Genomic DNA, 25,339 nt, shown 5'->3' on the forward strand with positions numbered 1-25,339 from the left:
CACGGGAGTAAAAAGTATTGTAAGATAACAACAGTTGAATATGACCTTTAAATCAGTCCTGTGAGGCTGAGAAGGTAACGGTTTATGACTTTAGGTTAATTATGCCTAATTTCAGAATTGTCAGCCTCTCGCCAAGCACAGCGGGAGGTTTTTTTATGAATAATCAAAAGGCACTTGTTCTTGATGAGCAGGCGATTTCGAGAGCTTTAACACGAATTGCTCATCAAATTATTGAAAAAAATAAGGGTATTGAAGATTGTGTTCTTGTTGGGATACGAACTAGGGGAATTTATATCGCAGAACGCCTAGCAAAAAAGATTGAAGAGATTGAAGGTAAACCTATTCCAGTAGGAGAACTGGATATTACCTTATATCGAGATGATTTGACGAAGAAAACGGATAATCAAGAACCACTTGTAAAAGGCTCTGATATTCCTGCGGAAATTACTGACAAAAAAGTTATTCTTGTAGATGATGTATTATACACAGGACGAACGGTAAGAGCAGGCCTAGATGCCATTATGGACATGGGACGCCCCTCTGTAATCCAGTTAGCCGTATTAGTTGACCGTGGACATCGAGAACTTCCGATTAGAGCCGATTATGTCGGGAAAAACATTCCGACATCAAGTGTGGAAAAAATCGTAGTTGAATTAGCGGAAATAGACCAAGTTGATCAAGTTAGTATTTATGACAAATAAATAAGCACCCTTTTAAACGCAGTCCCGTGAGGCTGACAAAGGGGAAAAACCGGGTATTTACTCAATATTCGGTAATTCTATCCTCTTTGTACCATACCGGGCGAAGAGGTTTTTTTATGAAAAAAAAATCCATGCTAATAAATACAGAAAAACCCCTGATGAAAACTGGAGGAGAAAAAATGTCAAGCTCACCAATTTTAGACGTAAAAGATATTCCAAAGCCGGGACAATGGTTAACTTTAAGTCTACAGCATTTATTCGCAATGTTCGGTTCCACCATTCTTGTTCCGTATTTGGTTGGATTAAGTCCAGCGATTGCGCTAATATCGAGCGGTCTTGGAACTTTGGCGTTTTTAATCATTACACAATTTAAAGTTCCTGCCTACCTTGGTTCTTCCTTTGCGTTTATTGCTCCGATTATTGCAGCAAAAACGGCAGGTGGTCCAGGCGCCGCAATGGTTGGCACTTTCTTGGCAGGGCTCATATACGGAATTGTTGCGCTTATCATTAGCAGGGCAGGTTATCGTTGGATCATGAAACTGCTCCCACCGGTCGTTGTTGGTCCAGTGATCATTGTAATTGGTTTAGCCATTTCCGGAACGGCTGTTGGAATGGCGATGAATAACCCGGTGACACAAAAATATAGTTTGCTTCATTTCTCAGTGGCACTTGTGACACTTGCAGCAACCATTATCTTTTCAATCTACTTAAGAGGCATGTTGAGTATCATCCCAATATTAGGCGGAATCGTTATTGGTTATATATATGCATTAATTGTAGGGATTGTCGACTTCAGTCCAGTATTAAAAGCACATTGGTTTGAAGTTCCGGATTTTATCTTCCCGTTTATAAGTTATAAAGTTAAATTCACTTTGGATTTAGTCCTGCTGATGGTTCCAGTTGCCGTAGTTACCTTATCGGAACACATTGGCCATCAGCTGGTCTTAAGCAAAGTAGTTGGACATGACTATATTAAAGATCCTGGTTTACACCGATCAATCCTTGGTGATGGAACAGCGACACTCATTTCGTCACTTATTGGAGGACCGCCCAAAACCACATATGGAGAAAATATTGGAGTCCTTGCGATTACCCGCATCTACAGCGTTTATATCATTGCCGGTGCAGCAGTTTTTGCCATCATCTTTGGCTTTGTAGGTAAAATCTCAGCATTGATCAGCACCATTCCAACACCAGTTATGGGCGGTGTTTCCATCCTGTTATTCGGAATCATTGCATCTTCAGGATTAAGGATGTTAGTTGATAGTAAAATTGATTTTGGAGATAAAAGAAACTTAGTTATTTCATCTGTTATCCTTGTCATTGGTATTGGCGGGGCATTTATTAAAGTATCTGATACATTCCAAATTCAAGGAATGGCCTTAGCAGCAATTTTCGGTGTATTACTTAACCTTATTCTTCCTGGAAGACCTCCGGTGAATGAAAATATGTTTGAAGAAGATGAAGTAGAAAATAAGAAGAAAACAGCATAATTGAAAAATCCTTTTAAATGAAGTCCAGAGAGGCTTATAAGGGTGTAGTACAAAAACAACGGTTAATGTTTGATAGCCTAGTTTTTAGTACAGAGTTTTTACACCCTGGCATTAGAAAGTCAGGGTGTTTTTTTGATAAAAGAGAGGCGGGATGAACTTATGTTAACTCACTTATTGACAACAAATGAATTAAAGGTTGAAGAGATTTACCAAATTTTAAGTGATGCGAGGAAGTTTTCAGAAGGGATGAAATGGCAGCCAGCAAAACAGGTTTTTACCGCAAATTTGTTTTTTGAGCCAAGTACAAGAACAAAAAGCAGCTTTGATATGGCTGAAAGAAGGTTAGGCCTCGAAGTAATCCCATTTGAAGTTCTTACTTCAAGCGTCCAAAAAGGTGAGACTCTCTACGATACAGTAAAAACCTTGGAGTCAATTGGTGTAAATGCAATCGTTATTCGGCACCAGCAAGACCGGTACTTTGACGAATTGGTGGGCAAGGTAAATATCCCGATTATCAATGGCGGGGATGGCTGTGGCCATCATCCTACACAATCTCTTTTAGATCTAATGACAATTTATCAAGAGTTTGGCCGCTTTACCGGCTTAAAAATCGCTATTATCGGCGACATCCGTCATAGCCGGGTGGCCCGTTCAAATGCGGATGTATTAACGAGACTGGGAGCGGAGGTTATTTTTTCAGGGCCGGAAGAATGGTTTGATAACCAAAGTTTAAACTTATCGAAGTTTAGACCCATTGATCAGGCCATTAAGGAAGCGGATGTGGTCATGCTTCTTCGTGTGCAACATGAAAGGCATCAGCAAAAAGGAAGCTTTACAGCTCATGATTACCATAAACAGTATGGTCTTACAATAGAAAGAGAAAAGTTGATGAAGCCGGAAGCTATTATCATGCATCCAGCCCCTGTCAATCGAAATGTTGAAATTGCTGACAGCTTAGTTGAATGCAAGCGTTCGAGAATTTTTAAACAAATGGAAAATGGTGTTTATGTCAGAATGGCTGCTTTAAAAAGAGCTCTAGAAAATCTTGAAGGAGGAAATAACAATGAAACTGCTTATTCAAAACGCTTATTACACAGCATCTAACGGAGAAAAAATTCACTCGGATATATTAGTAGAAAATGGTGTGATTACTAAAATTGAGGAGAATATTATCGAGACTGTTGACCGCAAAATCGATGCAGCAGGACTGCTTGTTACTCCTGGATTTATCGATCTGCATGTCCATCTTCGTGAACCTGGCGGAGAAAAGAAGGAAACCATTGCAACGGGAACACTAGCTGCTGCAAAGGGCGGATTTACAACCATCGCAGCTATGCCGAATACGAGACCGGTTCCTGATTCCAAAGAGCAAATGGAATGGTTGCAACAAAGAATCCAGGAAACAGGAAGTGTCCGTGTTTTACCGTATGCTTCAATCACAACCAGACAGCTTGGACAAGAATTGACCGACTTTGCGGCACTCAAAGAGGCAGGCGCATTTGCCTTTACAGATGATGGTGTGGGTGTACAATCTGCTGATATGATGCTGCAAGCGATGAAAAAGGCAGCAGAAGTGAATATGGCGATTGTTGCACACTGTGAGGAAAACACGTTGATTCATAAAGGCAGTGTCCATGAAGGAGAATTTTCAAAAAATAATGGATTAAATGGAATTCCATCAGTTTGTGAATCGGTTCAAATTGCTAGAGACGTCCTACTTGCTGAAGCGGCAAGCTGCCATTATCATGTCTGCCATATTAGTACAAAGGAATCTGTCCGGATAGTAAGAGATGCAAAAAGAGCAGGTATTCAGGTTACTGCGGAAGTAACCCCGCACCATTTATTGCTTTCTCAAGATGATATTCCTGGACTTGATGCAAACTATAAGATGAATCCGCCGCTAAGAGATGCCAGCGACCGTGAAGCGCTCATTGAGGGTCTTTTAGATGGAACTATAGATTTTATTGCAACAGACCATGCACCACATACTGCAGAGGAGAAAAGCGAAGGGATGGTCGCAGCACCATTTGGAATTGTCGGCTTAGAAACGGCTTTCCCGCTTCTTTATACAAACTTTGTTTTAAAGAATATCATTACGCTTGAGCAATTAATTGAGTTTTTAACAAAAAAACCGGCCGAAGCATTTGGTCTACCATATGGAAAAATCGAAGTTGGGACACCTGCTGACCTTGTACTATTAAATCTAACAGAAGAACAGGTTATAAACCCTGAGGAATTTTTATCAAAAGGGAAAAACACCCCATTTGGAGGCTGGGCATGTAAGGGCTGGCCGGTCATGACAATCGCAGAAGGAAATATAGTTTGGGAAAAGGGATGTGTAACAGCATGAAGAGACAGTTGGTTTTAGAGGATGGAACGATTTTTATCGGTGAAGGTTTTGGCAGTGATAGTGAAACGGTTGGAGAGGTAGTATTTAATACTGGAATGACCGGATACCAAGAAATTTTATCCGACCCGTCCTATTGCGGGCAAATCGTTACACTGACATACCCTTTAATTGGAAACTACGGGATAAACCGTGATGATTTTGAAACAATTAATCCGGCAATAAAAGGATTTATCGTAAAAGAAGTTTGCGATTTTCCTTCAAACTGGAGAAGTGAATTTACCCTTGATGAGTATTTTCAAATGAAAAAAATCCCTGGTATTGCCGGAATTGATACACGTAAATTAACTAGAATTATCCGTCAGTACGGAACATTAAAAGGGGCTATCTGCAGTATTGAAAAAGATGCAAATGAAGTAATTGAAACATTACGTAGCAAAGCACTTCCAATCGATCAGGTAAGACAAGTTTCTACGAGAAATCCATATCCGAGCCCGGGACGTGGAAAAAGAGTGGTCCTTGTAGATTTTGGAATGAAACACGGCATTTTACGAGAATTAAATAAGCGTGACTGCGATGTAGTTGTCGTGCCTTACCATACAACTGCTGATGAAATCCTTCAACTGCGTCCGGATGGAATCATGCTTTCGAACGGACCTGGAGACCCGAAAGATGTTCCAGAAGCAATTGATATGCTAAAAGGAGTTTTAGGGAAGGTTCCTCTATTTGGAATTTGCCTGGGTCATCAATTATTTGCTCTTGCTTGCGGGGCAGACACAGTAAAAATGAAGTTCGGCCACCGCGGTTCCAATCATCCGGTAAAAGATCTTGCTACCGGAAAAATCGCGATTACATCACAAAACCATGGCTATACTGTCGAAGCAGATTCGGTTAAAAATACAAGATTAGCAGTTACGCATGTTGCGTTAAATGATGGGACAGTTGAAGGTTTAAAGCATCTTGAATATCCTGCATTTACTGTTCAATATCATCCTGAAGCCTCACCAGGACCGGAAGATGCAAATGGATTATTTGAACAATTTATTGCGCTTATGGAAGAGAACAAACAGGAGGTAACAGCACATGTCTAAACGTACAGATATTAACTCCATTTTAGTAATCGGATCAGGCCCAATTGTAATCGGGCAGGCTGCGGAATTTGATTATGCAGGCGCACAGGCTTGTATCGCTCTTAAAGAGGAAGGCTACCGTGTTATTCTTGTCAATTCAAATCCTGCTACGATTATGACGGATACAGAGATGGCTGATGCTGTCTATATCGAACCGCTGACAGTTGAATTTGTCAGCCGCATTATTCGGAAGGAACGCCCTGATGCTCTATTAGCAACTCTTGGAGGGCAAACAGGTCTTAATCTTGCCGTTGAATTATCAAAATCTGGCGTTTTGGAAGAGTGTGGCGTCGAAATTCTTGGTACAAAGTTATCGGCGATTAACCGTGCTGAGGACCGTGAATTATTCCGGAATTTAATGAACGAATTAAACGAACCAGTTCCTGATAGTGAAATCGTCCATGAATTAGCTGAGGCACAGGCCTTTGTTGAAAAAATTGGTTTCCCTGTAATTGTTCGTCCAGCCTTTACGCTTGGAGGAACAGGCGGTGGGATTTGTCATAATCCTGAAGAATTAGAGGAAATTGTTACAAGTGGTTTGAAGAACAGCCCGGTTCATCAATGTTTACTTGAGAAAAGTATTGCCGGTTATAAAGAGATTGAATATGAAGTCATGCGTGATGCAAATGATAATGCCATTGTGGTATGTAACATGGAAAACATCGACCCGGTGGGAGTACATACGGGCGATTCAATTGTAGTAGCACCAAGTCAAACCTTAAGTGATCGTGAATATCAACTGTTACGAAATGTATCCTTAAAGATTATCCGCGCGCTTGGAATTGAAGGTGGTTGTAACGTTCAGCTTGCCTTAGATCCGTACAGTTTTCATTACTATATCATTGAAGTAAATCCAAGGGTCAGTCGTTCTTCCGCACTTGCATCAAAAGCGACAGGATATCCAATTGCTAAATTGGCTGCGAAAATTGCTGTAGGTTTAACACTGGATGAAATGTTAAACCCGGTAACTGGAAAGACCTATGCAAGCTTCGAACCGGCACTTGATTATGTCGTGACAAAAATCCCGAGATGGCCGTTTGATAAGTTTGAATCCGGAAACCGTTCACTTGGAACACAAATGAAAGCAACGGGCGAGGTCATGGCAATCGGGCGTACATTTGAAGAGTCGCTGTTAAAAGCAATCCGTTCTTTAGAAGCTGGAGTGTATCATTTTGAACTAAATGGTGCAGCTGATATTGATGATGAATTAATTGAAAAGCGGATTCGTAAAGCAGGGGATGAGCGTCTCTTTTACATCGCTGAAGGTTTAAAACGAGGTTTAACGATTGAAACAATTCATCAATGGAGTAAAATTGATTTGTTTTTCCTTAAGAAATTGGAAGGAATCATTCAGCTTGAAGCTAAACTCACTGCGAATCCATTCGATAAGGATCTACTCCTTTTGGCAAAACAAAAAGGATTTACTGATGAAAAGATTGCAGAGCTTTGGAACAGTACGGAAAAAGATATTTACAAATTGCGAAAAGATACCGGCCTTATCCCAGTTTATAAAATGGTCGATACATGTGCATCGGAATTCGAATCGGAAACACCGTATTATTATGGAACATACGAAGAGGAGAACGAATCTGTTGTAACCGATAGAAAAAGCGTTGTTGTATTAGGTTCAGGTCCAATCCGGATTGGTCAGGGGATTGAATTTGATTATGCCACTGTCCATTCTGTTAAGGCGATTAAAGAGGCCGGCTACGAAGCAATTATTATCAACAATAACCCGGAAACTGTTTCAACTGATTTCAGTATCTCTGATAAGCTTTACTTTGAACCACTTACAATCGAAGATGTAATGAGCATTATTGATTTGGAGAACCCAATCGGAGTTGTCGTACAATTTGGCGGACAAACTGCCATTAACCTTGCTTCAAAGCTTGAAGATCATGGGGTGAAAATCTTAGGAACAGGCTTAGCGGACCTAGACCGTGCTGAAGACCGGGATAAATTTGAACAGGCGCTTGTAGCACTAAACATTCCTATGCCGCTTGGTAAAACAGCATTATCAGTAGAGGAAGCACTTGTGATTGCTGAAGAGATTGGGTATCCAGTTCTTGTCCGCCCATCTTATGTCCTTGGCGGACGGGCAATGGAAATTGTCTACCGTAAAGAAGAACTTCTACATTATATGAAAAATGCCGTGAAAATTAATCCGGAACATCCAGTCTTAATTGACCGTTATTTGACCGGTAAAGAGATTGAAGTGGATGCAATCTGTGACGGTGAAAATGTATTAATCCCAGGAATCATGGAGCATATTGAACGTGCCGGAGTCCATTCAGGCGACTCAATTGCTGTTTATCCGCCTCAAACTCTTTCTGAAGAGTGTAAACAGACACTCGCTGAATATACAGTAAAACTGGCTAAGGGATTAAATATAATCGGCTTACTAAACATTCAATATGTGTTAGCAGGTAATCAAGTTTATGTACTTGAAGTAAACCCGCGCTCAAGCCGTACAGTACCATTTTTAAGTAAAATAACCAATGTGCCAATGGCGAAGATTGCGACGAAAGCGATTTTAGGTACATCCATCATTGAACAGGGCTATACACCTGGGCTTGTTTCGGAAAAAGAAGGCGTATATGTTAAAGTTCCAGTCTTCTCGTTTGCAAAATTAAAGGATGTCGATATTACCTTAGGGCCTGAAATGAAATCAACCGGTGAGGTAATGGGTAAGGATGTAACGTTAGAAAAAGCTCTTTATAAAGGATTAGTTGCATCAGGAATGAACATTCAAAAGTTTGGTACGGTATTATTTACGATTGCTGATAAAGATAAGCAGGAAGCACTGCAGCTTGCGAGACGTTTCTCCTCTATTGGATACCGCCTTATGGCTACTAGTGGAACAGCAGGTGTACTAGAAGCAGCCGGCCTGCCGGTTAAAGTAGTCGGTAAAATCGGTTCGGAAGGAAAAACATTGTTAGATGTCATTCATCATGGAGAAGCACAATTCATCATTAATACGTTAACAAAAGGAAAACAACCTGAACGCGATGGCTTCAGAATCCGCCGTGAAGCTGTTGAAAATGGTGTTCCATGTTTAACTTCATTGGATACTGCTGATGCAATTCTAAAGGTAATTGAGTCGATGAACTTCTCTACAGAGGCAATGACAAGCGAGAAAAAAAGAGAGGCGGTTTTTGCATGATCCGTAAAGAGATATGCAAAATCATCAGGCAAAAGGAAATTGCTCAGGATATTTATGAGCTGACAGTAGCAGCTGATTTTGTGAAGGAAATACGTTCTCCAGGGCAGTTTGTCCATATTCGCGTTACCAGCAGCTGGGATCCGCTTTTACGCCGACCAATTAGTATATCATCTTACGATGATGAAAAGTTTACGATGATCTATCGAAAAGAAGGTCATGGAACTGCGATGCTTGCAGAAATGAATGCAGGTATGGAACTTGATATTCTAGGACCACTGGGAAATGGTTTTCCGGTTGAAGAAGCTGCAGCTGGCGAAACAGCATTGCTTGTTGGTGGAGGCATTGGGGTGCCTCCGCTCTACGAGCTATCCAATCAATTGCGGAAAAAAGGGGTCAAGGTCATTCATGTCCTTGGCTTTCAAACAAAATCTGCTGTATTTTATGAGGAAAAGTTTGCGGAAAATGGGGAAACTTATATAGCTACTGCAGACGGATCATATGGATATAAAGGATTTGTAACCGATGTAATGAGAGATTTGAACTTTGATTTAATTTATACATGCGGTCCAACACCAATGCTAAGAGCCATAGAAAAGGGCCATTCTGATAAGAAGCTATTTTTATCGTTAGAGGAACGGATGGGCTGCGGTGTAGGAGCATGCTTTGCCTGTGTGTGTAAAACGGTGGAGGGTTCAAGCACTTCCTATAAGAAGGTATGCAGTGATGGACCTGTATTTCGTGCCGGGGAGGTTTTAATATGAGCCGTTTAAATATCAATCTGCCTGGTTTAAACTTGAAAAATCCGATTATGCCTGCCTCAGGTTGCTTTGGATTTGGCCGAGAATATAGCGGGTTTTATGATTTAAGTCTTCTTGGAGCAATTATGATAAAAGCAACGACAGTCGAGCCAAGGTTTGGAAATCCGACACCAAGGGTTGCGGAAACGACTTCAGGGATGTTAAATGCCATCGGACTGCAAAATCCGGGATTAGAAAAGGTAGTTTCAGAAGAACTGCCATGGCTCGCACAGTATGATGTTCCAATTATCGCGAATGTTGCGGGTTCCCTTGAGGAAGATTATATAGCTGTTGCCAAGGAAATTTCAAAGGCTCCGAACGTTCATGCCCTTGAACTCAATATTTCTTGTCCAAATGTAAAAACTGGTGGAATCGCCTTTGGGACGATTCCCGAGGTGGCAAAACAGTTAACACGGAAAGTGAAGGAAGTTTCCGAAGTACCGGTTTATGTGAAGCTTTCACCGAATGTTACTAATATTGTGGAGATGGCTAAAGCTGTTGAAGATGGCGGCGCTGATGGGTTAACAATGATTAACACCCTAGTTGGAATGAGACTCGATTTAAAAACAGGCAAGCCGATTTTAGCGAATCGAACAGGCGGCCTCTCCGGCCCAGCAGTTAAACCCGTTGCAATTAGAATGATTTATGAAGTTAGTCAAGCAGTTAACATTCCGATTATCGGCATGGGCGGCATTACCTCTGCAGAAGATGTGATTGAATTTTTTTATGCCGGGGCAAGCGCTGTAGCCGTAGGCACAGCCAATTTCGTTGACCCATTTGTTTGTCCAACAATTATTGAGGAATTACCTGTTTTATTAGATAAATTAGGATATGAACACATTAGTGAGTGTCGCGGAAGGAGCTGGACGCAGCATGAACAACTCGCTTATCATCGCGCTTGATTTCGCTAGTGGTAACGAAGTGAAACAATTTTTACAACCATTTTCAGGGAAAGAACTTTTTGTGAAAGTGGGCATGGAGCTATATTACCAGGAAGGCCCTTCGATTATTCATTTGTTAAAGGAAGCTGGGCATCAGATTTTTTTAGATTTAAAACTTCATGATATTCCAAATACGGTAAAGAGTGCAATGCGAGGTTTGGCTAAACTGGAATGTGATCTTGTGAATGTACACGCTGCCGGTGGCAAGGAAATGATGCAGGCTGCATTAGAAGGCTTGGAAGCAGGAACCTCAGCCGGCCGCAAGCGCCCTGACTGCATAGCGGTGACACAATTGACAAGTACTTCTGAGGAGCAAATGAATCGAGAGCAATTAATTCCTGGTTCCTTGATGGATTCCGTTCTTCATTATGCGGCGCTGACAAAAGAAGCGGGTTTAGATGGTGTCGTTTGCTCAGCATGGGAAGCAGGAGCAATCAGGGAAAGACTCGGTCCCGATTTTTACACTGTAACTCCTGGGATTCGAATGGTTTCCGATCATATCGGCGATCAAAAGCGCGTAGCTACTCCGGAATTCGCAAGAAATACGGGGGTTACTTCCATTGTCGTGGGGCGCTCGATTACAAGGTCAGCAGACCCATTAAAAAGTTATGAACAATGGATGGAAGCATGGAAGGGAGTAACAATATGAAACACTCAATTGCTGAAAAACTTTTAGGAATTAATGCGGTGGCGTTAAAACCGAATGAACCATTTACTTGGACTTCAGGGCTTCGTTCCCCGATTTATTGTGATAATCGTTTGACTTTATCCTATCCGGAAGTAAGAAGAGCGATTGCTAATGGGTTGCGTCAACTAATTGTTGAGAAATTCCCAGATGCAGAAATGATCGCCGGCACGGCAACGGCCGGTATTCCACATGCTGCATGGGTAAGTGAATTGATGGATTTACCGATGTGTTATGTCCGTTCCAAGCCAAAGGGTCATGGAAAAGGAAACCAAATCGAAGGGAAAGCGGAACAAGGACAAAAGGTTGTTGTGGTTGAGGATTTAATCTCGACCGGAGGAAGTGTCATTACGGCTGTTCAGGCATTAAGAGAAGCGGGCTGCGACGTGCTTGGTGCTGTTTCGATTTTCACCTATGGACTTGAAAAGGGAAAAGAGGTATTTGAGCAAGAAGGAATTGCTGCTGTTTCCTTAACGGATTTTGCAACATTAGTTGAAGCAGCGATTGATAAAGGCTATATTAGTGAAAATGATAAAGATAGTCTTTTAACATGGAGCAAGAATCCTGCTGAATGGAGTAAGAAGTTCGAATAGTAACTAAAAAGACCCCGGATTTCCCGGGGTCTTCTTAATGTTTCTTCAATTTAAGTACCAATTCTTCGTCAGGTGTTACATAGACTGTCTGCTGATTGTCATAGATCACGAATCCTGGTTTGGCACCACTTGGTTTTTTAACAAATCGAACCCTGGTAAAGTCCACAGGGACCGAGCTTGAATTTCGTGCCTTACTGTAATAGGCCGCAAGAGAAGCGGCTTCTAAAATGGTTGTATCAGTTGGTTCCTTACTGCGAATCACAACATGTGACCCGGGTATATCCTTAGTATGGAGCCAAATCTCATCCCTTGCAGCAAATTTATTGGTTAAATAATCATTCTGTTTGTTATTTTTCCCGACAATAATCTCCGTACCATCCGATGCTGTAAAATAATCAAGAACTGGTTTTGCATTTTGCACCTTTTTTCCATTCCGTTTCTTACGGTCGCGGATATAGCCGCCTTCAACAAGTTCTTCACGAATCTCAACAATATCTTTAGGGGATGCGCTTCCGACCTGCTGTAGTAGATTTTCAAAATAAGCCACTTCCTCGAGAGCCAATTGAATTTGTTCCTCGACAATCGATACTGAATTTTTTGCCTTCTGATATCTTGAGAAATATTTTTGCGCGTTTTCTGAAGGTGACTTCCTTGGATCAAGCGGAATCGCCACTGTTCCACCTGACTCATCATAATAATCAAGGACCTCGATTTCTTTCATCCCTTTTTTAGCTGCGTATAGATTCGCGGTTAACAGCTCTCCATAGCGCTGAAATTGCTCCGCACGTTCAGCATCAAGTAATGTATCCTTCAACTTAGCAATTTTTTTCTCATTCTTTTCCTTTTCATTGATAATGAATCGTTCAACGTCATTTCCTTGCTGCTTGACTCTGTCCCGTTCCGCCTTGCCAAAATAAAAACGATCTAGCATTTCGCTAAGGGTAGGATAGTTCCGGGATTCTCCCTGCAAATGGTGGAGTGAAAATAAATAAAAAGCTTCTTTTCCGCCCGTTGAAATAATCGAAGGTGTAATTTCACCATCGCGGATTTGTTTAATCATGCCAATAAACGTTTTTGGAAGGGTGGTGCGGTTAACAAGCCCGCTTTGAAAGATTGCTTCTTTTGCAAATACTGGAGAAATACCGGCAAACTGCTCAACAAGTTGACGGTCAAGCTTACCGCTGTTAAAATCCAATTTCTTTAATACATCTTCCTCCACTGCTTGAAAGGGATTTTGCTTATTTTGCTCAGGAGGGAAGACATACGGCTGCCCGGGTAAAATCGCCCTGTAGCTGTTAACGGCAAAGGATACGTGTTTTATACTATCGAGGATGATATTTCTGCTTTTATCAACCAAAACAATGTTGCTATGCCTTCCCATAATCTCAATAATTAACTGTTTGTAACTAATATCTCCGATTTCATTCCGACCTTTAATTTCAAAAATAATCATTCGGTCATTATCTACTTGATAAAGATCTTCTAAAATATATCCTTCAATATGCTTTCTAAGCAGCATACAAAACATTGGCGGTTCACTTGGATTTTCATATGCTTCATTTGTAAGCTGAACCCTGGCATAGCTCGGATGTGCGGATAATAGCAGCTTTTGATTCACACCATTAGCCCGGATTGTTAATATCACTTCGTTTTTATATGGTTGATGAACTTTATTAATCCGCCCGCCTTTTAAGGAACGGGAAAGTTCGTCCACCATTGCTTTTGTAAATAAACCATCAAATGACATTGAAAAACATCCTTTACTTGTCTTTATAGGTCAATTATATCGTACTCAATTAAAACCTGTCTTATTTTAAACTTTATCATAGCATTTTTTGGGACGAGCGCGAATAAGCTTTCTTTAGAGTAAGTCTATTAAAGGGGGAAGTGAGATGGTCGGATGAAGTTCCATGAAATGGAGATTAAACAAGTAGAAAAGGTCTTAGAAACCGACTTTTCTTCTGGTTTATCAACGGAAGAAGTAAAAAAGCGCATAGCCCAGCACGGTCATAATGAATTAGACGAGGGAGAAAAGCAATCGGCTTTACTCTTATTTTTTAGTCAATTTAAAGATTTTATGGTTTTAGTGCTGCTGGCGGCAACATTAATTTCCGGTCTACTAGGCGAATATATTGATGCGATTGCAATCATTGCGATTGTAATCATTAATGGGTTTTTAGGTTTTTTCCAAGAGCGAAAAGCAGAAAAGTCTTTGCAGGCATTAAAGGAATTGTCCGCACCCCAAGTATCAGCCTTACGGGATGGACAATGGCTAAAAATTCCTTCTAAAGAAATTGTTATTGGCGATATTCTAAAATTTACAAGCGGAGATCGGATTGGGGCGGATGTCCGTATCATTGAATCGAAAAGCTTAGAAATCGAAGAATCTGCCCTAACGGGTGAATCTGTGCCCGTTTCAAAATCGATAGATGCTTTACAAACAGCAAATCCCGGTATTGGTGACATGGAGAATATCGGCTTTATGGGCACGATGATTACAAGAGGAAGCGGGTTAGGGGTTGTTATTGCAACCGGGATGAAAACAGCAATGGGGCAAATTGCTGATTTACTGCAAAACGCTGAATCTCAGGAAACACCCCTGCAGCGCCGTTTGGAACAGTTAGGGAAAATTCTTATCTCAGTAGCATTAATATTGACCGTGCTTGTTGTGGTAATTGGGGTTTTCCAAGGACATGAGTTGTATGAAATGTTCTTAGCTGGGGTTTCCCTAGCTGTCGCAGCAATCCCTGAAGGTCTGCCAGCGATTGTAACCGTCGCATTATCTCTAGGCGTCCAAAAGATGATAAAGAAAAATGCGATTGTAAGGAAGATTCAAGCGGTAGAAACCCTTGGTTGCGCCTCCGTTATTTGTTCCGATAAAACGGGAACAATGACGCAAAATAAAATGACGGTAACGCACTTATGGAGCAGCGGGCATACTTGGACTGTGGACGGTGTCGGGTATCAACCGCAAGGGAAATTTTATCGGAATGAAAAAACAGTTCATCCAAAGGATGAGAAAGCACTTCAGCAAATGCTGATTTTTGGAATGCTGTGTAATCACTCTGATTTAGTCATGAACGAAGAAGAAATTATTCTTGATGGTGATCCAACAGAAGGAGCACTCCTTGTTAGTGCAATGAAAGCCGGATTTGACCGGCCTGCCTTATTAAAGGAATTTACGGTTATCAATGAATTTCCATTTGATTCAGCGAGAAAAATGATGAGTATGCATGTAAAGGATAAGCAAGGCAGGCATTTTATTGTGACTAAAGGGGCTCCTGATGTTATATTGGGAAATTGTGAATCCATCCTCTGGGAAGAGAAAACACAATATTTGGGGAAGGAAATTCAGAATAAAGTTCAAGATGCCATCAACGGACTTGCCGCTAAGGCATTAAGAACCATAGCCATTGCCTTTAAACCGGTTCCTGCAAATACAGTCATTATAAGCGAGCATGAAGCAGAAAAGAAATTAACCTTTATTGGAGTTCAAGGAATGATTGACCCGCCAAGACCTGAAGTGAGGGATGCGGTAAAAGAATGTAAAGAAGCCGGCATTAAAACCGTCATGATCACAGGAGATCACGTCATTACCGCAAAAGCGATTGCCTCGCAGCTAGGAATTCTAACAAGTAAAAGCAAGGTTCTTGATGGGAAGGCATTGTCTGATATGTCTGTTGAGGATTTAGAAAATGTGGTGGAGGATGTATCTGTTTTTGCTAGGGTTTCTCCGGAGCATAAATTAAAAATTGTCAAAGCCTTACAAAATAAAGGACATGTTGTAGCGATGACCGGTGACGGGGTAAACGATGCACCAGCCATTAAAGCTGCAGACATCGGGGTGGCAATGGGAATTACCGGGACCGATGTAGCCAAAGAAGCATCGGCACTTGTATTGTTAGATGATAATTTCGCAACGATAAAGGCGGCTATTAAAGAGGGAAGAAATATATATGAAAATATTCGAAAATTCGTCCGCTATTTACTTGCCTCCAATGTGGGTGAAATCTTGGTTATGTTATTTGCCATGATCCTAGGCTTGCCGTTGCCTTTGGTACCTATTCAAATTCTTTGGGTAAACCTGGTAACAGATGGGCTGCCTGCAATGGCACTCGGTCTTGACCGTCCTGAAGAAAATGTCATGAAGCGAAAACCGCGAAGTCCAAATGAAGGTGTCTTTTCAAGAGGTTTAGGCTGGAAAGTGGTTTCAAGAGGTTTTCTTATTGGATTGGTTACATTACTTGCATTTATGATCGTCTACCAAAACGATTCGAGTCGTCTTGATTATGCCCAGACAATCGCATTTGCAACACTTGTAATGGCTCAGTTGATTCATGTTTTCGATTGTAGGAGTGAAAAGTCGGTACTATCTAGAAACCCTTTCGGAAATCAATATCTTGTTTGGGCAGTAATTTCTTCTTTAGTGCTTGTACTGGTCGTCATTTATTATCCGCCATTACAACCTGTTTTCCATACCCTGCCGATTTTAGCAAAGGATTGGCTGTTAATCTTAGGATTATCATCAGTTCCAACTTTTTTACTAGCGGGTTCATTTTTGTTAAGAAAAACAAAATAAAGTATGATATAATCCAAAAGGTAGTAGAGGAAACTCTATTACCTTTTTTGACTAACCGATCACATATGATTGGATGTGTATACAGAATGGTTATTAGCATGACAGGCTTTGGAAGAAGTAAAAAGGAATCGGGGGCATTTTCAGTAAATGTTGAGGTGAAAACCGTTAACCACCGATTTTGTGAATTTAATATTCGAATGCCAAGGCAGCTTTTGAAAATTGAAGATAAGATGAAAAAAAAATTAAATCAGCATATCCGCCGCGGTAGAGTTGAGGTTTATGTGACCATCGAAGGGGAAAGTGCTGTTACCCGCAAAATCCATGTTGACTGGAAATTAATAGAGGAATATTACCAATTTATCAATATTGCCCGTGAAAAGTATGAGCTTGATGGAAAGGTAACCCTTCATGATTTACTAAATAATAGTGAACTTATACATATTGAAGAAAGTGAATCAGGGAATGAAGAGCTTGAAAATTTAGTCCTTACTGCAACAGAGGAAGCGGTCATTTTATTAAAACAGATGAGGCAGGCTGAAGGGGAGGAACTTAAAAAGGACTTGCTCTCCGCCTTAACTCAATTAGAGAAAAATATCGGTGAACTACAAGAGTTTGCTCCACTAGTTCTTCAAAACTATCAAGAGCGCCTAATGAAACGAATGGAAGAGCTGGTAAAGGGTCAAATAGACGAAACAAGGATTCTAACAGAAGTTGCTGTATTTGCCGATAAGGCAGATATTAATGAAGAAATTACACGTCTAAAAAGCCATATCGGTCAATTCATTCAAACACTTAATGAACAGGAACCTATTGGCAGAAAGCTTGACTTCCTTGTGCAGGAAATGAATAGAGAGGCAAATACAATCGGATCCAAGGCTAATGATGCGGGCATTGCCAAAAAGGTAGTGGAAATCAAAAGTTTGCTTGAAAAATTAAAGGAACAGGTTCAAAATATCGAATAGTACCTGTTTAGAAAAGGTTTTCCACGGTCAAAATATATTATTAATGATTGGATGAGAGACATGTCAATTAAATTGATTAATATTGGATATGGAAATATTGTTTCGGCCAATCGAATTATTTCGATCGTTAGTCCGGAATCTGCTCCAATAAAAAGAATTATTCAGGATGCCAGGGATCGTGGCTCCTTGATTGATGCAACATATGGACGACGTACACGTGCTGTGATTGTTATGGATAGCGATCATGTTATTTTATCGGCGGTCCAACCAGAAACGGTGGCACATCGATTAGCCGACCGTGATGAAATTATTGATGAAGGGTAGGATGTTAGAAATATGCAGGAAAAAGGATTACTTATCGTACTTTCGGGGCCATCAGGGGTTGGAAAAGGTACGGTCCGAAAAGAAATATTTTCACATCCTGGTAATGCCTTTGAATACTCCATATCCATGACCACCCGCAAGCCCCGCGCGGGCGAGGTGGATGGAGTCGATTATTTCTTTAAGAAACGGGAAGAGTTTGAAAGATTAATCGAACAAGGGAAGCTGTTAGAATATGCCGAGTTTGTTGGGAATTATTATGGTACACCTGTGGATTATGTGAGAGAAACTCTTGACTCCGGAAAAGATGTATTTTTGGAAATTGAAGTAAAAGGTGCCCGACAGGTTCGTGAAAAATTTCCAGAGGGATTATTTATTTTCTTAATGCCGCCGAGTCTTTCTGAATTAAAGAACCGGATTGTGACACGCGGAACTGAAACTGAGGACTTAATTCATAATCGCATGCTGTCTGCACGGGAAGAAATTGAAATGATGGAATTATACGATTATGTTGTGGAAAATGACCAGGTTGAGCTCGCTTGTGAACGAATTAAAGCCATTATCATGGCAGAACATTGCCGCAGGGAACGAGTAGAGTACCGCTATAAAAAATTGCTGGAGGTTGAATAGAATGTTATATCCTTCTATTGATTCATTACTTGAAAAAATTGACTCAAAATATTCGCTTGTTTCTGTGGCTGCAAAACGCGCTCGTGTTATGCAGCAAGCAAGAGATGAAAAATTGCCTAAATATGTTTCCTATAAGTTTGTGGGAAAAGCACTTGAGGAAATTTATAGCGGTGAACTAACGTACCGCATTTCCAAAAAAGCTGAAACTTCAGCGGAATAAGCTGGATTTATTCCTAAAGAAAATCATAAAAAGAAGGTCTGACGGCAAAGGGACTCCTTATGTGTCAGGCTTTTTTATTTTGGACGTGTTAAAGGTCCAAAAACATTGATTGGAGCGAAGCGCCTGGAGCGGAACTCAACAACCAAGTTAAATTTCTAAGAAAATGTCGCATTTTGTTGAAAAAAAGAGGAAATAGATGAAAATTTAACGGCTTTCTAGCATAATAAAAGAAATGACAAAGTGTGGAATAGAAGCGGGGGTTCTTTATGTTACAGGATAAAAAAATCGTATTATGTGTTACTGGGGGAATAGCTGTATATAAAGCTGCTGCCTTAACAAGCAAACTAGTACAGGCAGGCGCACAGGTGAAAGTGATTTTGAGTGAGTCTGCTGCAAAATTTGTAACCCCATTAACCTTTCAGGCATTATCACGGAATGAAGTCTATATAGATACTTTTGATGAAAAAGACCCAAGTGTCATAGCCCATATCAACCTTGCAGATTGGGGGGATCTGATTCTCGTTGCACCCGCAACCGCCAATACAATCGCCAAGCTTGCAAACGGACTTGCGGACAATATGCTGACAACTACATTATTAGCAACGCAAGCACCTGTATGGATTGCACCGGCAATGAACGTACATATGTATGACCATCCGGCTGTGAAAAAGAATCTGGCTATTTTAGCGGAGTATGGGTATCAGTTTATTGAACCAAGTGAAGGCTATCTTGCCTGCGGCTATATTGGAAAAGGACGCTTAGAAGAGCCTGAAAAAATAGTTGAGTTGGTACAGTCGTATTTTCAAAAAGACGCTCCCTTACTTAAGGGAAAAAACGTAGTCATTACTGCAGGACCGACAAGGGAAAAAATTGATCCGGTCCGGTTTATTTCGAATCACTCGACAGGAAAAATGGGTTATGCTCTTGCAGAACAGGCTAGAAAAAAGGGAGCAAATGTGGTTCTGATTTCCGGACCGGTTTCCTTGCCAGATCCTGTTGGAATAAAGGTAATAAAGGTAGAAAGTGCGGAGGAAATGTACAAAGCAGCACTTCAGTTTTTTGACGATGCAGATGTTGTGGTTAAAACGGCTGCAGTTGCCGATTACCGCCCCAAAATTATCCATGAACAAAAGGTTAAAAAACAACCGGGGGATGCGGTAATTGAACTTGAAAGGACCAAGGACATTTTAGCTGAGCTTGGAAAAAGGAAAAATAAGCAGGTACTGATTGGCTTTGCTGCTGAAACCAATAATGTAGAGGAATATGCCCGCAAAAAATTACATGGCAAAAATGCAGATTTAATTGTTGCCAATAATGTTAAGGCTGAGGGGGCGGGGTTTGGAACGGAAACAAATATTGTCACGCTGTTTAAACGGGATGGAACGGTTAAGGAATTGCCAATCATGTCTAAACAAGCCGTTGCTGAAAAAATTATTGAAGAAATTTCCTCTATGATAAAGGACTTGGCTGAAAATGAAAATTGCTAGTGTTATTGTCGATGTCCCGACAAAACAAACCGATAAGCCTTTTGATTATTTAATTCCGGACCAATGGAAGGATACGATACAGCCGGGAATGAGGGTAATCGTTCCTTTTGGTCCCAGAAAGATTCAAGGGTTTGTAACGGAGCTGAAGAACCAATCAGAATTTAAACAGTTGAGAGAAATATGTGAGCCGATGGACCTTGAACCGGTTTTAAATAAAGAATTACTGGAGCTAGGAAACTGGCTGACGGAACACACTCTTTGTTTTAAGATTTTTGCTTATCAAGCGATGCTGCCTGCAGCTTTAAAAGCAAAATATCAGAAAAAAGTAAAACTTGCCAGCGGCACCATGCTTAATGATTTACCGGAGCCCCTTCCGTCATTCTTTCATCAAGACGGAACCATTCATTGGGACGAGGCATTAAAGTCCGGGATTGTACCTAAGCTCCAGCGGGAAGCGGCTAAAGGCCATCTTGAGGTGATCTATGAGGTAAAGGGAAAACTCAAAAAAAAACAAATTAAAATGATTCGGCCATTGCTACCTCTACCGGAATTAACAGCTGAAATGGAACAAATACCGGCAAGAGCCGCGAAACAAAAGGAAGTACTCAGGTATTTTATCGAAAACTATCGTGAAATTGAACTAAAACAATTATTAGATGACTTACATACCACTAAGAGTACAATTAATGCATTAATTGAAAAACAAATTCTTTTTGAAAGGGATGCAGAAGTTTATCGGGACCCGTTTGAGCATCGAACATTTGAACGGACTTTCAGCTTACCGTTAACTGAGCACCAGCAGAAAGCTATTGAGCCGATTTTAAATTCTATTAATGAAAAACAGCATGAGGTTTTTTTACTTTATGGGGTTACCGGTAGTGGTAAAACGGAAATCTATTTGCAATCGATTCAGGATTGCCTTGAAAAGGGAAAAGAAGCGATTGTGCTTGTCCCTGAAATAGCGCTCACTCCGCAAATGGTAAATCGCTTCAAAGGAAGGTTTGGAAATCTTGTTGCGGTCATGCACAGCGGATTGTCGGCCGGAGAAAAATACGATGAATGGCGGAAAATTTTACGCCGAGAAGTGAGTGTGGTGGTTGGAGCACGGTCAGCCATTTTTGCTCCTTTTGAAAACCTGGGAATTATTATTATCGATGAGGAACATGAAACAAGTTATAAGCAGGAGGACATGCCGCGTTATCATGCACGTGATGTTGCCATTAAACGCGCGGAAACCTATAATTGTCCGGTCGTGCTTGGAAGTGCTACCCCCTCGCTGGAATCATTTGCAAGGGCTCAGAAAAGGGTGTATAAGCTTTTGTCACTTCCAAGCAGGATGAATAATCAAGCCCTTCCATCAGTGGAAATCATTGATATGCGTGAAGAATTGCGGGAAGGAAATCGTTCCATGTTTTCACGAAACTTATTCGATAAGTTGAAGGACCGTATAGAAAAAAAGCAGCAATCAGTTTTATTTTTAAATAAACGCGGACATTCGTCGTTTGTGATGTGCCGGGATTGCGGTTATGTAATTAATTGTCCAAATTGCGATATATCCTTAACCTACCATCGCGCAAGTGAACAAATGAAATGCCACTATTGTGGGTATGAAAGCTATGTACCGAAGCAATGCCCAGAATGCTTAAGTGAACATATCCGGTATTTTGGGACAGGTACACAGAAAGTGGAGGCAGAACTCGGAAAAATTTTACCTGAGGCAAGAATTATTCGTATGGATGTAGACACGACTGGCCGAAAAGGGTCACATGAAAAACTTTTACAAGAGTTTCAGGATGGTAAAGCCGATATTCTTTTAGGGACGCAAATGATAGCAAAAGGACTTGATTTTCCCAACATCACACTTGTTGGGGTCCTTTCAGCCGATACGATGCTTCATCTTCCCGATTTTCGATCCTCTGAAAAAACCTTTCAATTATTAACACAAGTTAGCGGGAGAGCAGGTCGGCACCAATTACCGGGAGAGGTAATTATTCAAACCTATACCCCGGAGCATTATAGTGTTGAGCTTGCAGGTACTCAGGATTATGACCTTTTTTACAACAGAGAAATGATGGTTCGAAAAGTCCATCACTACCCGCCATTTTACTATTTAACCCTTATTACCGTCAGTCATGAGCAGTTGATGACAGTCGTTTCAGTAACGGAGAAAATTGCAGGTTATGTCCGCTCGAGGGTATCGAATGAAACGGTTGTTTTAGGACCAACAGCCTCGCCTATTCCCCGTATTAATAATAGATATCGCTATCAATGTTTGATAAAATACAAGCGGGAGAGAGACCTTTCCAAAACGCTAAAAACAATTCTTGATCAATATCAAAAAGATATGGCCCATGGGTTACAAGTCTCAATTGATTTAAATCCGTTTATTTTGATGTAGGCTGCTTGATTATATGACGTTTTCGATTATGAATAGAAACTTTTGGTGAAAATAAGTAGTAATAATATTCTTATTTTTTATCCTATATACAACCAAATATAGGGAGGAACAGATTTGACAATACGTAAAATTGTAAATTACCCAGCGGAGATTTTAGAGCAGCCGTGCAAACCTGTCACAAAGTTTGACCGGAAGCTTGGAAAATTACTAGATGATATGTATGATACAATGATTCAATATGATGGAGTTGGGCTGGCGGCCCCGCAAATAGGTCTTGACGTGCGAATTGCCATTGTTGATATTGATGATGAACATGGCACGATTGAAATGATTAATCCAAGGCTTTTAGAGGCTGACGGGGAACAAACAGGACCTGAAGGCTGTTTGAGTTTTCCAGGCCTTTTTGGAGATGTCACAAGAGCTAATTATGTAAAGATTGAAGCATTAAACAGAAAAGGGAAAAAGTATACATTTGAAGCAGAAGGATTCCTTGCCCGGGCGATTCAGCATGAAATGGATCACCTTGATGGAGTTTTGTTTACTTCCAAGGTAATAAGATATCTTGAGGAAGAAGAGTTAAAAGGAGTAGAACCGGAATGACCAAAATTGTTTTTATGGGTACGCCTGATTTTTCCGTACCAGTATTGCGCCGAATCATCGATGATGGTTATGAAGTTATTGGGGTGGTGACTCAGCCGGATCGCCCGGTTGGCAGAAAAAAAGTGTTAACTCCTCCGCCTGTGAAAGTAGAGGCTTTAAAGCATGAAATTCCGGTTTATCAGCCTGAAAAAATCCGAGAAAAAGAAGAACTTGAAAAAATTCTGGCACTTGAGCCGGATTTAATCGTTACAGCAGCATTTGGACAAATTTTACCAAAAACACTTTTAGAAGCTCCACCACTAGGATGCATTAACGTTCATGCTTCCCTGCTTCCGGAACTTCGCGGCGGTGCTCCAATTCACTATGCGATTATTCAAGGAAAAAAGAAAACGGGAATTACGATTATGTATATGGTGGAAAAACTTGATGCCGGAGATATTTTAACACAAGTCGAAGTCCCAATTACGGATGAAGACAATGTAGGAACACTCCACGAGAAATTAAGTAAAGCAGGTGCGGATCTGTTATCAGAAACCATTCCTAAGTTGCTAGCAGGCAGTCTTACTCCGATTCCGCAAGAGGATGCTGCAGCGAGCTTTGCCTCCAACATCAAACGGGAGCAGGAAAAAATTGATTGGAGCAAAACAGGGGAAGAAATCTATAATCATATCCGCGGTTTAAATCCTTGGCCGGTTGCCTTTACATTGATGAATGGCCAGGTTCTGAAGATTTGGGAAGCTGAAAAGGTATCTAGTACGAAAAGTGAGATACCAGGTATAATCGTCGGAACCGAACCGGATGGACTAGTGGTTAGCACTGGAAATAAAACCGCGATTAAAATAACGGAACTTCAGCCTTCAGGTAAAACAAAAATGACGGGTAAAGATTTTTTACGAGGTGCAGGCTCAAAAATTTCCACTGGCGAGAGACTTGGAGAGTAATATGACATCAAAAAGAAAAAATGTGCGTGAAGCTGCAATGGACTTGCTGGCAGCAATAGAAAAAAATCAATCTTACAGCAACTTATTATTAAATAGTACAATTGAGAAAAACCAAATACCTTCTATAGATATAGGCCTATTAACAGAATTAACCTATGGTACGCTTCAAAGAAAAATGGCGTTGGATTTCTTTTTAAAGCCCTTTATTAAAAATAGTAAGAAATTAGAAAACTGGGTGCTGCATCTTTTAAGATTAACGCTATACCAAATGGTTTATCTTGATAAAATTCCGGATCGGGCAGCGATTCATGAAGCTGTTGAAATTGCTAAAAGGCGCGGCCACAAAGGGATCGCCGGTTTGGTAAATGGTGTACTTCGCAGCATCCAACGCGAAGGACTTCCAGCCCTCGACGAGATTAATGATCCAATAGAGCGGCTTTCTATCGAGACAAGTCATCCTGAATGGCTTGTTTCAAGATGGGTGGACCAATTTGGCTATGAAAAAACAAGAGAAATGTGTGAAATGAACATCTTGGCTCCATTACAAACTGCAAGAGTTAACCTGACAAAAACCACCGTTAGAGAATGTATCGAGGAACTTGATGAGGAAGGATTCCTAATTGAAAGGAGTCCGATTATTCCGGAAGCGATTCACTCATTGAAGGGAAACTTAGCCTCATCAAAAGCCTTTAAGACGGGGAAGCTTACGATTCAAGATGAAAGCTCAATGCTTGCTGCCTATGCGTTAGGTGCTAAAGAAAATGAGAAAATTTTAGATGCCTGTGCAGCCCCAGGTGGGAAAAGTACACACATCGCTGAAAAAATGCAAAGTACAGGCGTTATATATTCGATTGATTTGCATGAACATAAGGTGAAATTAATTCAAGACAATGCTAAGCGTTTACGTTTGGGTAATATTAAAACAATAGTAATGGATTCAAGGGGTGTTGGAGAAGAATATCCTGCAGAATCATTTGATCGGGTTTTACTGGATGCACCATGCTCAGGTCTAGGTGTAATCAGAAGAAAACCTGATATGAAATATACGAAAAAAGAAGAAGATATCCTACATTTAAGTAAGATTCAACAAACATTATTAAATGCTGTTTCACCTTTAGTGAAAAAGGGTGGAATCCTTGTCTATAGTACCTGTACCGTTGATAAAGAGGAAAATGAGAAGACATTAAAAACGTTTTTACAGGATCATCCCGATTTTGCGGGAGATATGACCTTTAAAGACCGTATGCCCGAAGCTATTCAACCTTTGATTACTGGTTTCGATGTACAAATTTTCCCTCAGGATTTCGGATCGGATGGCTTTTATATTGCAGTTTTAAGAAAGAAGGGGTAA

The 25,339-nt window shown here is 40.8% G+C and carries 21 protein-coding genes; 20 read left to right on the forward strand and 1 reads right to left on the reverse strand.

Annotation, left to right across the window (positions count from 1 at the left end):
* The first annotated feature begins 155 nt into the window (after window positions 1–155).
* From pyrR to pyrE, 10 genes are all read left to right on the forward strand, one after another.
* The gene (pyrR, locus tag ACFQZ9_RS06290) at window positions 156–701 is read left to right on the forward strand and encodes a bifunctional pyr operon transcriptional regulator/uracil phosphoribosyltransferase PyrR (RefSeq protein WP_498942777.1); all 546 of its coding nucleotides are present in this window, start codon (window positions 156–158) and stop codon (window positions 699–701) included.
* A gap of 179 nt (window positions 702–880) precedes the next feature.
* Window positions 881–2,194, forward strand: coding sequence for a solute carrier family 23 protein (locus tag ACFQZ9_RS06295; protein WP_498942778.1), 1,314 nt, complete (start codon window positions 881–883; stop codon window positions 2,192–2,194).
* Between the two features lie 159 nt (window positions 2,195–2,353).
* Window positions 2,354–3,298 carry an aspartate carbamoyltransferase catalytic subunit gene (locus ACFQZ9_RS06300; protein WP_198311164.1) on the forward strand — a complete coding sequence of 315 codons (945 nt, stop codon included), beginning with the start codon at window positions 2,354–2,356 and terminating at the stop codon, window positions 3,296–3,298.
* The gene (pyrC, locus tag ACFQZ9_RS06305; RefSeq protein ID WP_498942779.1) at window positions 3,258–4,544 is read left to right on the forward strand and encodes a dihydroorotase; all 1,287 of its coding nucleotides are present in this window, start codon (window positions 3,258–3,260) and stop codon (window positions 4,542–4,544) included. Before ACFQZ9_RS06300 ends, pyrC begins: the two co-directional genes overlap by 41 nt.
* Window positions 4,541–5,632, forward strand: a complete 1,092-nt coding sequence (locus ACFQZ9_RS06310; protein WP_498942780.1) for a carbamoyl-phosphate synthase small subunit — start codon at window positions 4,541–4,543, stop codon at window positions 5,630–5,632. Before pyrC ends, ACFQZ9_RS06310 begins: the two co-directional genes overlap by 4 nt.
* Window positions 5,625–8,834, forward strand: a complete 3,210-nt coding sequence (carB, locus tag ACFQZ9_RS06315; RefSeq protein ID WP_198311167.1) for a carbamoyl-phosphate synthase large subunit — start codon at window positions 5,625–5,627, stop codon at window positions 8,832–8,834. The genes ACFQZ9_RS06310 and carB overlap by 8 nt, the downstream gene beginning before the upstream one ends.
* On the forward strand, window positions 8,831–9,595 hold the full coding sequence (locus tag ACFQZ9_RS06320) for a dihydroorotate dehydrogenase electron transfer subunit (protein WP_498942781.1): 765 nt from the start codon (window positions 8,831–8,833) through the stop codon (window positions 9,593–9,595). The genes carB and ACFQZ9_RS06320 overlap by 4 nt, the downstream gene beginning before the upstream one ends.
* The gene (locus ACFQZ9_RS06325) at window positions 9,592–10,533 is read left to right on the forward strand and encodes a dihydroorotate dehydrogenase (protein WP_498942782.1); all 942 of its coding nucleotides are present in this window, start codon (window positions 9,592–9,594) and stop codon (window positions 10,531–10,533) included. Before ACFQZ9_RS06320 ends, ACFQZ9_RS06325 begins: the two co-directional genes overlap by 4 nt.
* Window positions 10,505–11,221, forward strand: a complete 717-nt coding sequence (gene pyrF, locus ACFQZ9_RS06330) for an orotidine-5'-phosphate decarboxylase (protein WP_198311170.1) — start codon at window positions 10,505–10,507, stop codon at window positions 11,219–11,221. The genes ACFQZ9_RS06325 and pyrF overlap by 29 nt, the downstream gene beginning before the upstream one ends.
* A complete protein-coding gene (pyrE, locus tag ACFQZ9_RS06335; RefSeq protein WP_498942783.1) occupies window positions 11,218–11,850 on the forward strand; it encodes an orotate phosphoribosyltransferase in 633 nt (210 codons plus the stop codon). The genes pyrF and pyrE overlap by 4 nt, the downstream gene beginning before the upstream one ends.
* A gap of 34 nt (window positions 11,851–11,884) precedes the next feature.
* Here pyrE and ACFQZ9_RS06340 read toward each other — a convergent pair whose 3' ends face one another.
* Entirely contained in the window at window positions 11,885–13,597 is a 1,713-nt protein-coding gene (locus ACFQZ9_RS06340) for an Rqc2 family fibronectin-binding protein (RefSeq protein WP_498942784.1), read from the reverse strand.
* Window positions 13,598–13,750: 153 nt separating this feature from the next.
* On the opposite strand from ACFQZ9_RS06340, the gene ACFQZ9_RS06345 reads away from it, so the two are divergent.
* The 10 genes from ACFQZ9_RS06345 (at window position 13,751) to rsmB (ending at window position 25,339) form a co-directional block, all read left to right on the forward strand.
* Window positions 13,751–16,429 (forward strand): calcium-translocating P-type ATPase, SERCA-type, encoded by a 2,679-nt coding sequence (locus tag ACFQZ9_RS06345; protein ID WP_498942785.1) that lies wholly within the window; start codon window positions 13,751–13,753, stop codon window positions 16,427–16,429.
* Between the two features lie 86 nt (window positions 16,430–16,515).
* Entirely contained in the window at window positions 16,516–17,391 is an 876-nt protein-coding gene (locus ACFQZ9_RS06350; protein WP_198311174.1) for a YicC/YloC family endoribonuclease, read from the forward strand.
* A 60-nt stretch (window positions 17,392–17,451) separates the two neighbouring features.
* Window positions 17,452–17,715, forward strand: coding sequence for an extracellular matrix/biofilm regulator RemA (gene remA, locus ACFQZ9_RS06355; RefSeq protein ID WP_026574829.1), 264 nt, complete (start codon window positions 17,452–17,454; stop codon window positions 17,713–17,715).
* Window positions 17,716–17,727: 12 nt separating this feature from the next.
* Window positions 17,728–18,342 carry a guanylate kinase gene (gene gmk, locus ACFQZ9_RS06360; protein ID WP_498942786.1) on the forward strand — a complete coding sequence of 205 codons (615 nt, stop codon included), beginning with the start codon at window positions 17,728–17,730 and terminating at the stop codon, window positions 18,340–18,342.
* A 1-nt stretch (window position 18,343) separates the two neighbouring features.
* The gene (gene rpoZ / locus ACFQZ9_RS06365) at window positions 18,344–18,562 is read left to right on the forward strand and encodes a DNA-directed RNA polymerase subunit omega (protein ID WP_026574831.1); all 219 of its coding nucleotides are present in this window, start codon (window positions 18,344–18,346) and stop codon (window positions 18,560–18,562) included.
* A 266-nt stretch (window positions 18,563–18,828) separates the two neighbouring features.
* Window positions 18,829–20,049: a bifunctional phosphopantothenoylcysteine decarboxylase/phosphopantothenate synthase gene (gene coaBC, locus ACFQZ9_RS06370; protein WP_498942787.1), complete on the forward strand. Its 1,221-nt coding sequence runs from the start codon at window positions 18,829–18,831 to the stop codon at window positions 20,047–20,049.
* The gene (gene priA, locus ACFQZ9_RS06375; protein ID WP_498942788.1) at window positions 20,036–22,447 is read left to right on the forward strand and encodes a primosomal protein N'; all 2,412 of its coding nucleotides are present in this window, start codon (window positions 20,036–20,038) and stop codon (window positions 22,445–22,447) included. Before coaBC ends, priA begins: the two co-directional genes overlap by 14 nt.
* 114 nt (window positions 22,448–22,561) lie before the next feature.
* Entirely contained in the window at window positions 22,562–23,047 is a 486-nt protein-coding gene (def, locus tag ACFQZ9_RS06380; RefSeq protein WP_498942789.1) for a peptide deformylase, read from the forward strand.
* A complete protein-coding gene (gene fmt, locus ACFQZ9_RS06385; protein ID WP_198311179.1) occupies window positions 23,044–23,988 on the forward strand; it encodes a methionyl-tRNA formyltransferase in 945 nt (314 codons plus the stop codon). Before def ends, fmt begins: the two co-directional genes overlap by 4 nt.
* Before the next feature lies 1 nt (window position 23,989).
* Entirely contained in the window at window positions 23,990–25,339 is a 1,350-nt protein-coding gene (gene rsmB, locus ACFQZ9_RS06390) for a 16S rRNA (cytosine(967)-C(5))-methyltransferase RsmB (protein WP_498942790.1), read from the forward strand.

It is taken from the genome of Neobacillus sp. GCM10027624, assembly GCF_042675345.1.
Taxonomy (GTDB): domain Bacteria; phylum Bacillota; class Bacilli; order Bacillales; family Cytobacillaceae; genus Neobacillus; species Neobacillus cucumis_D.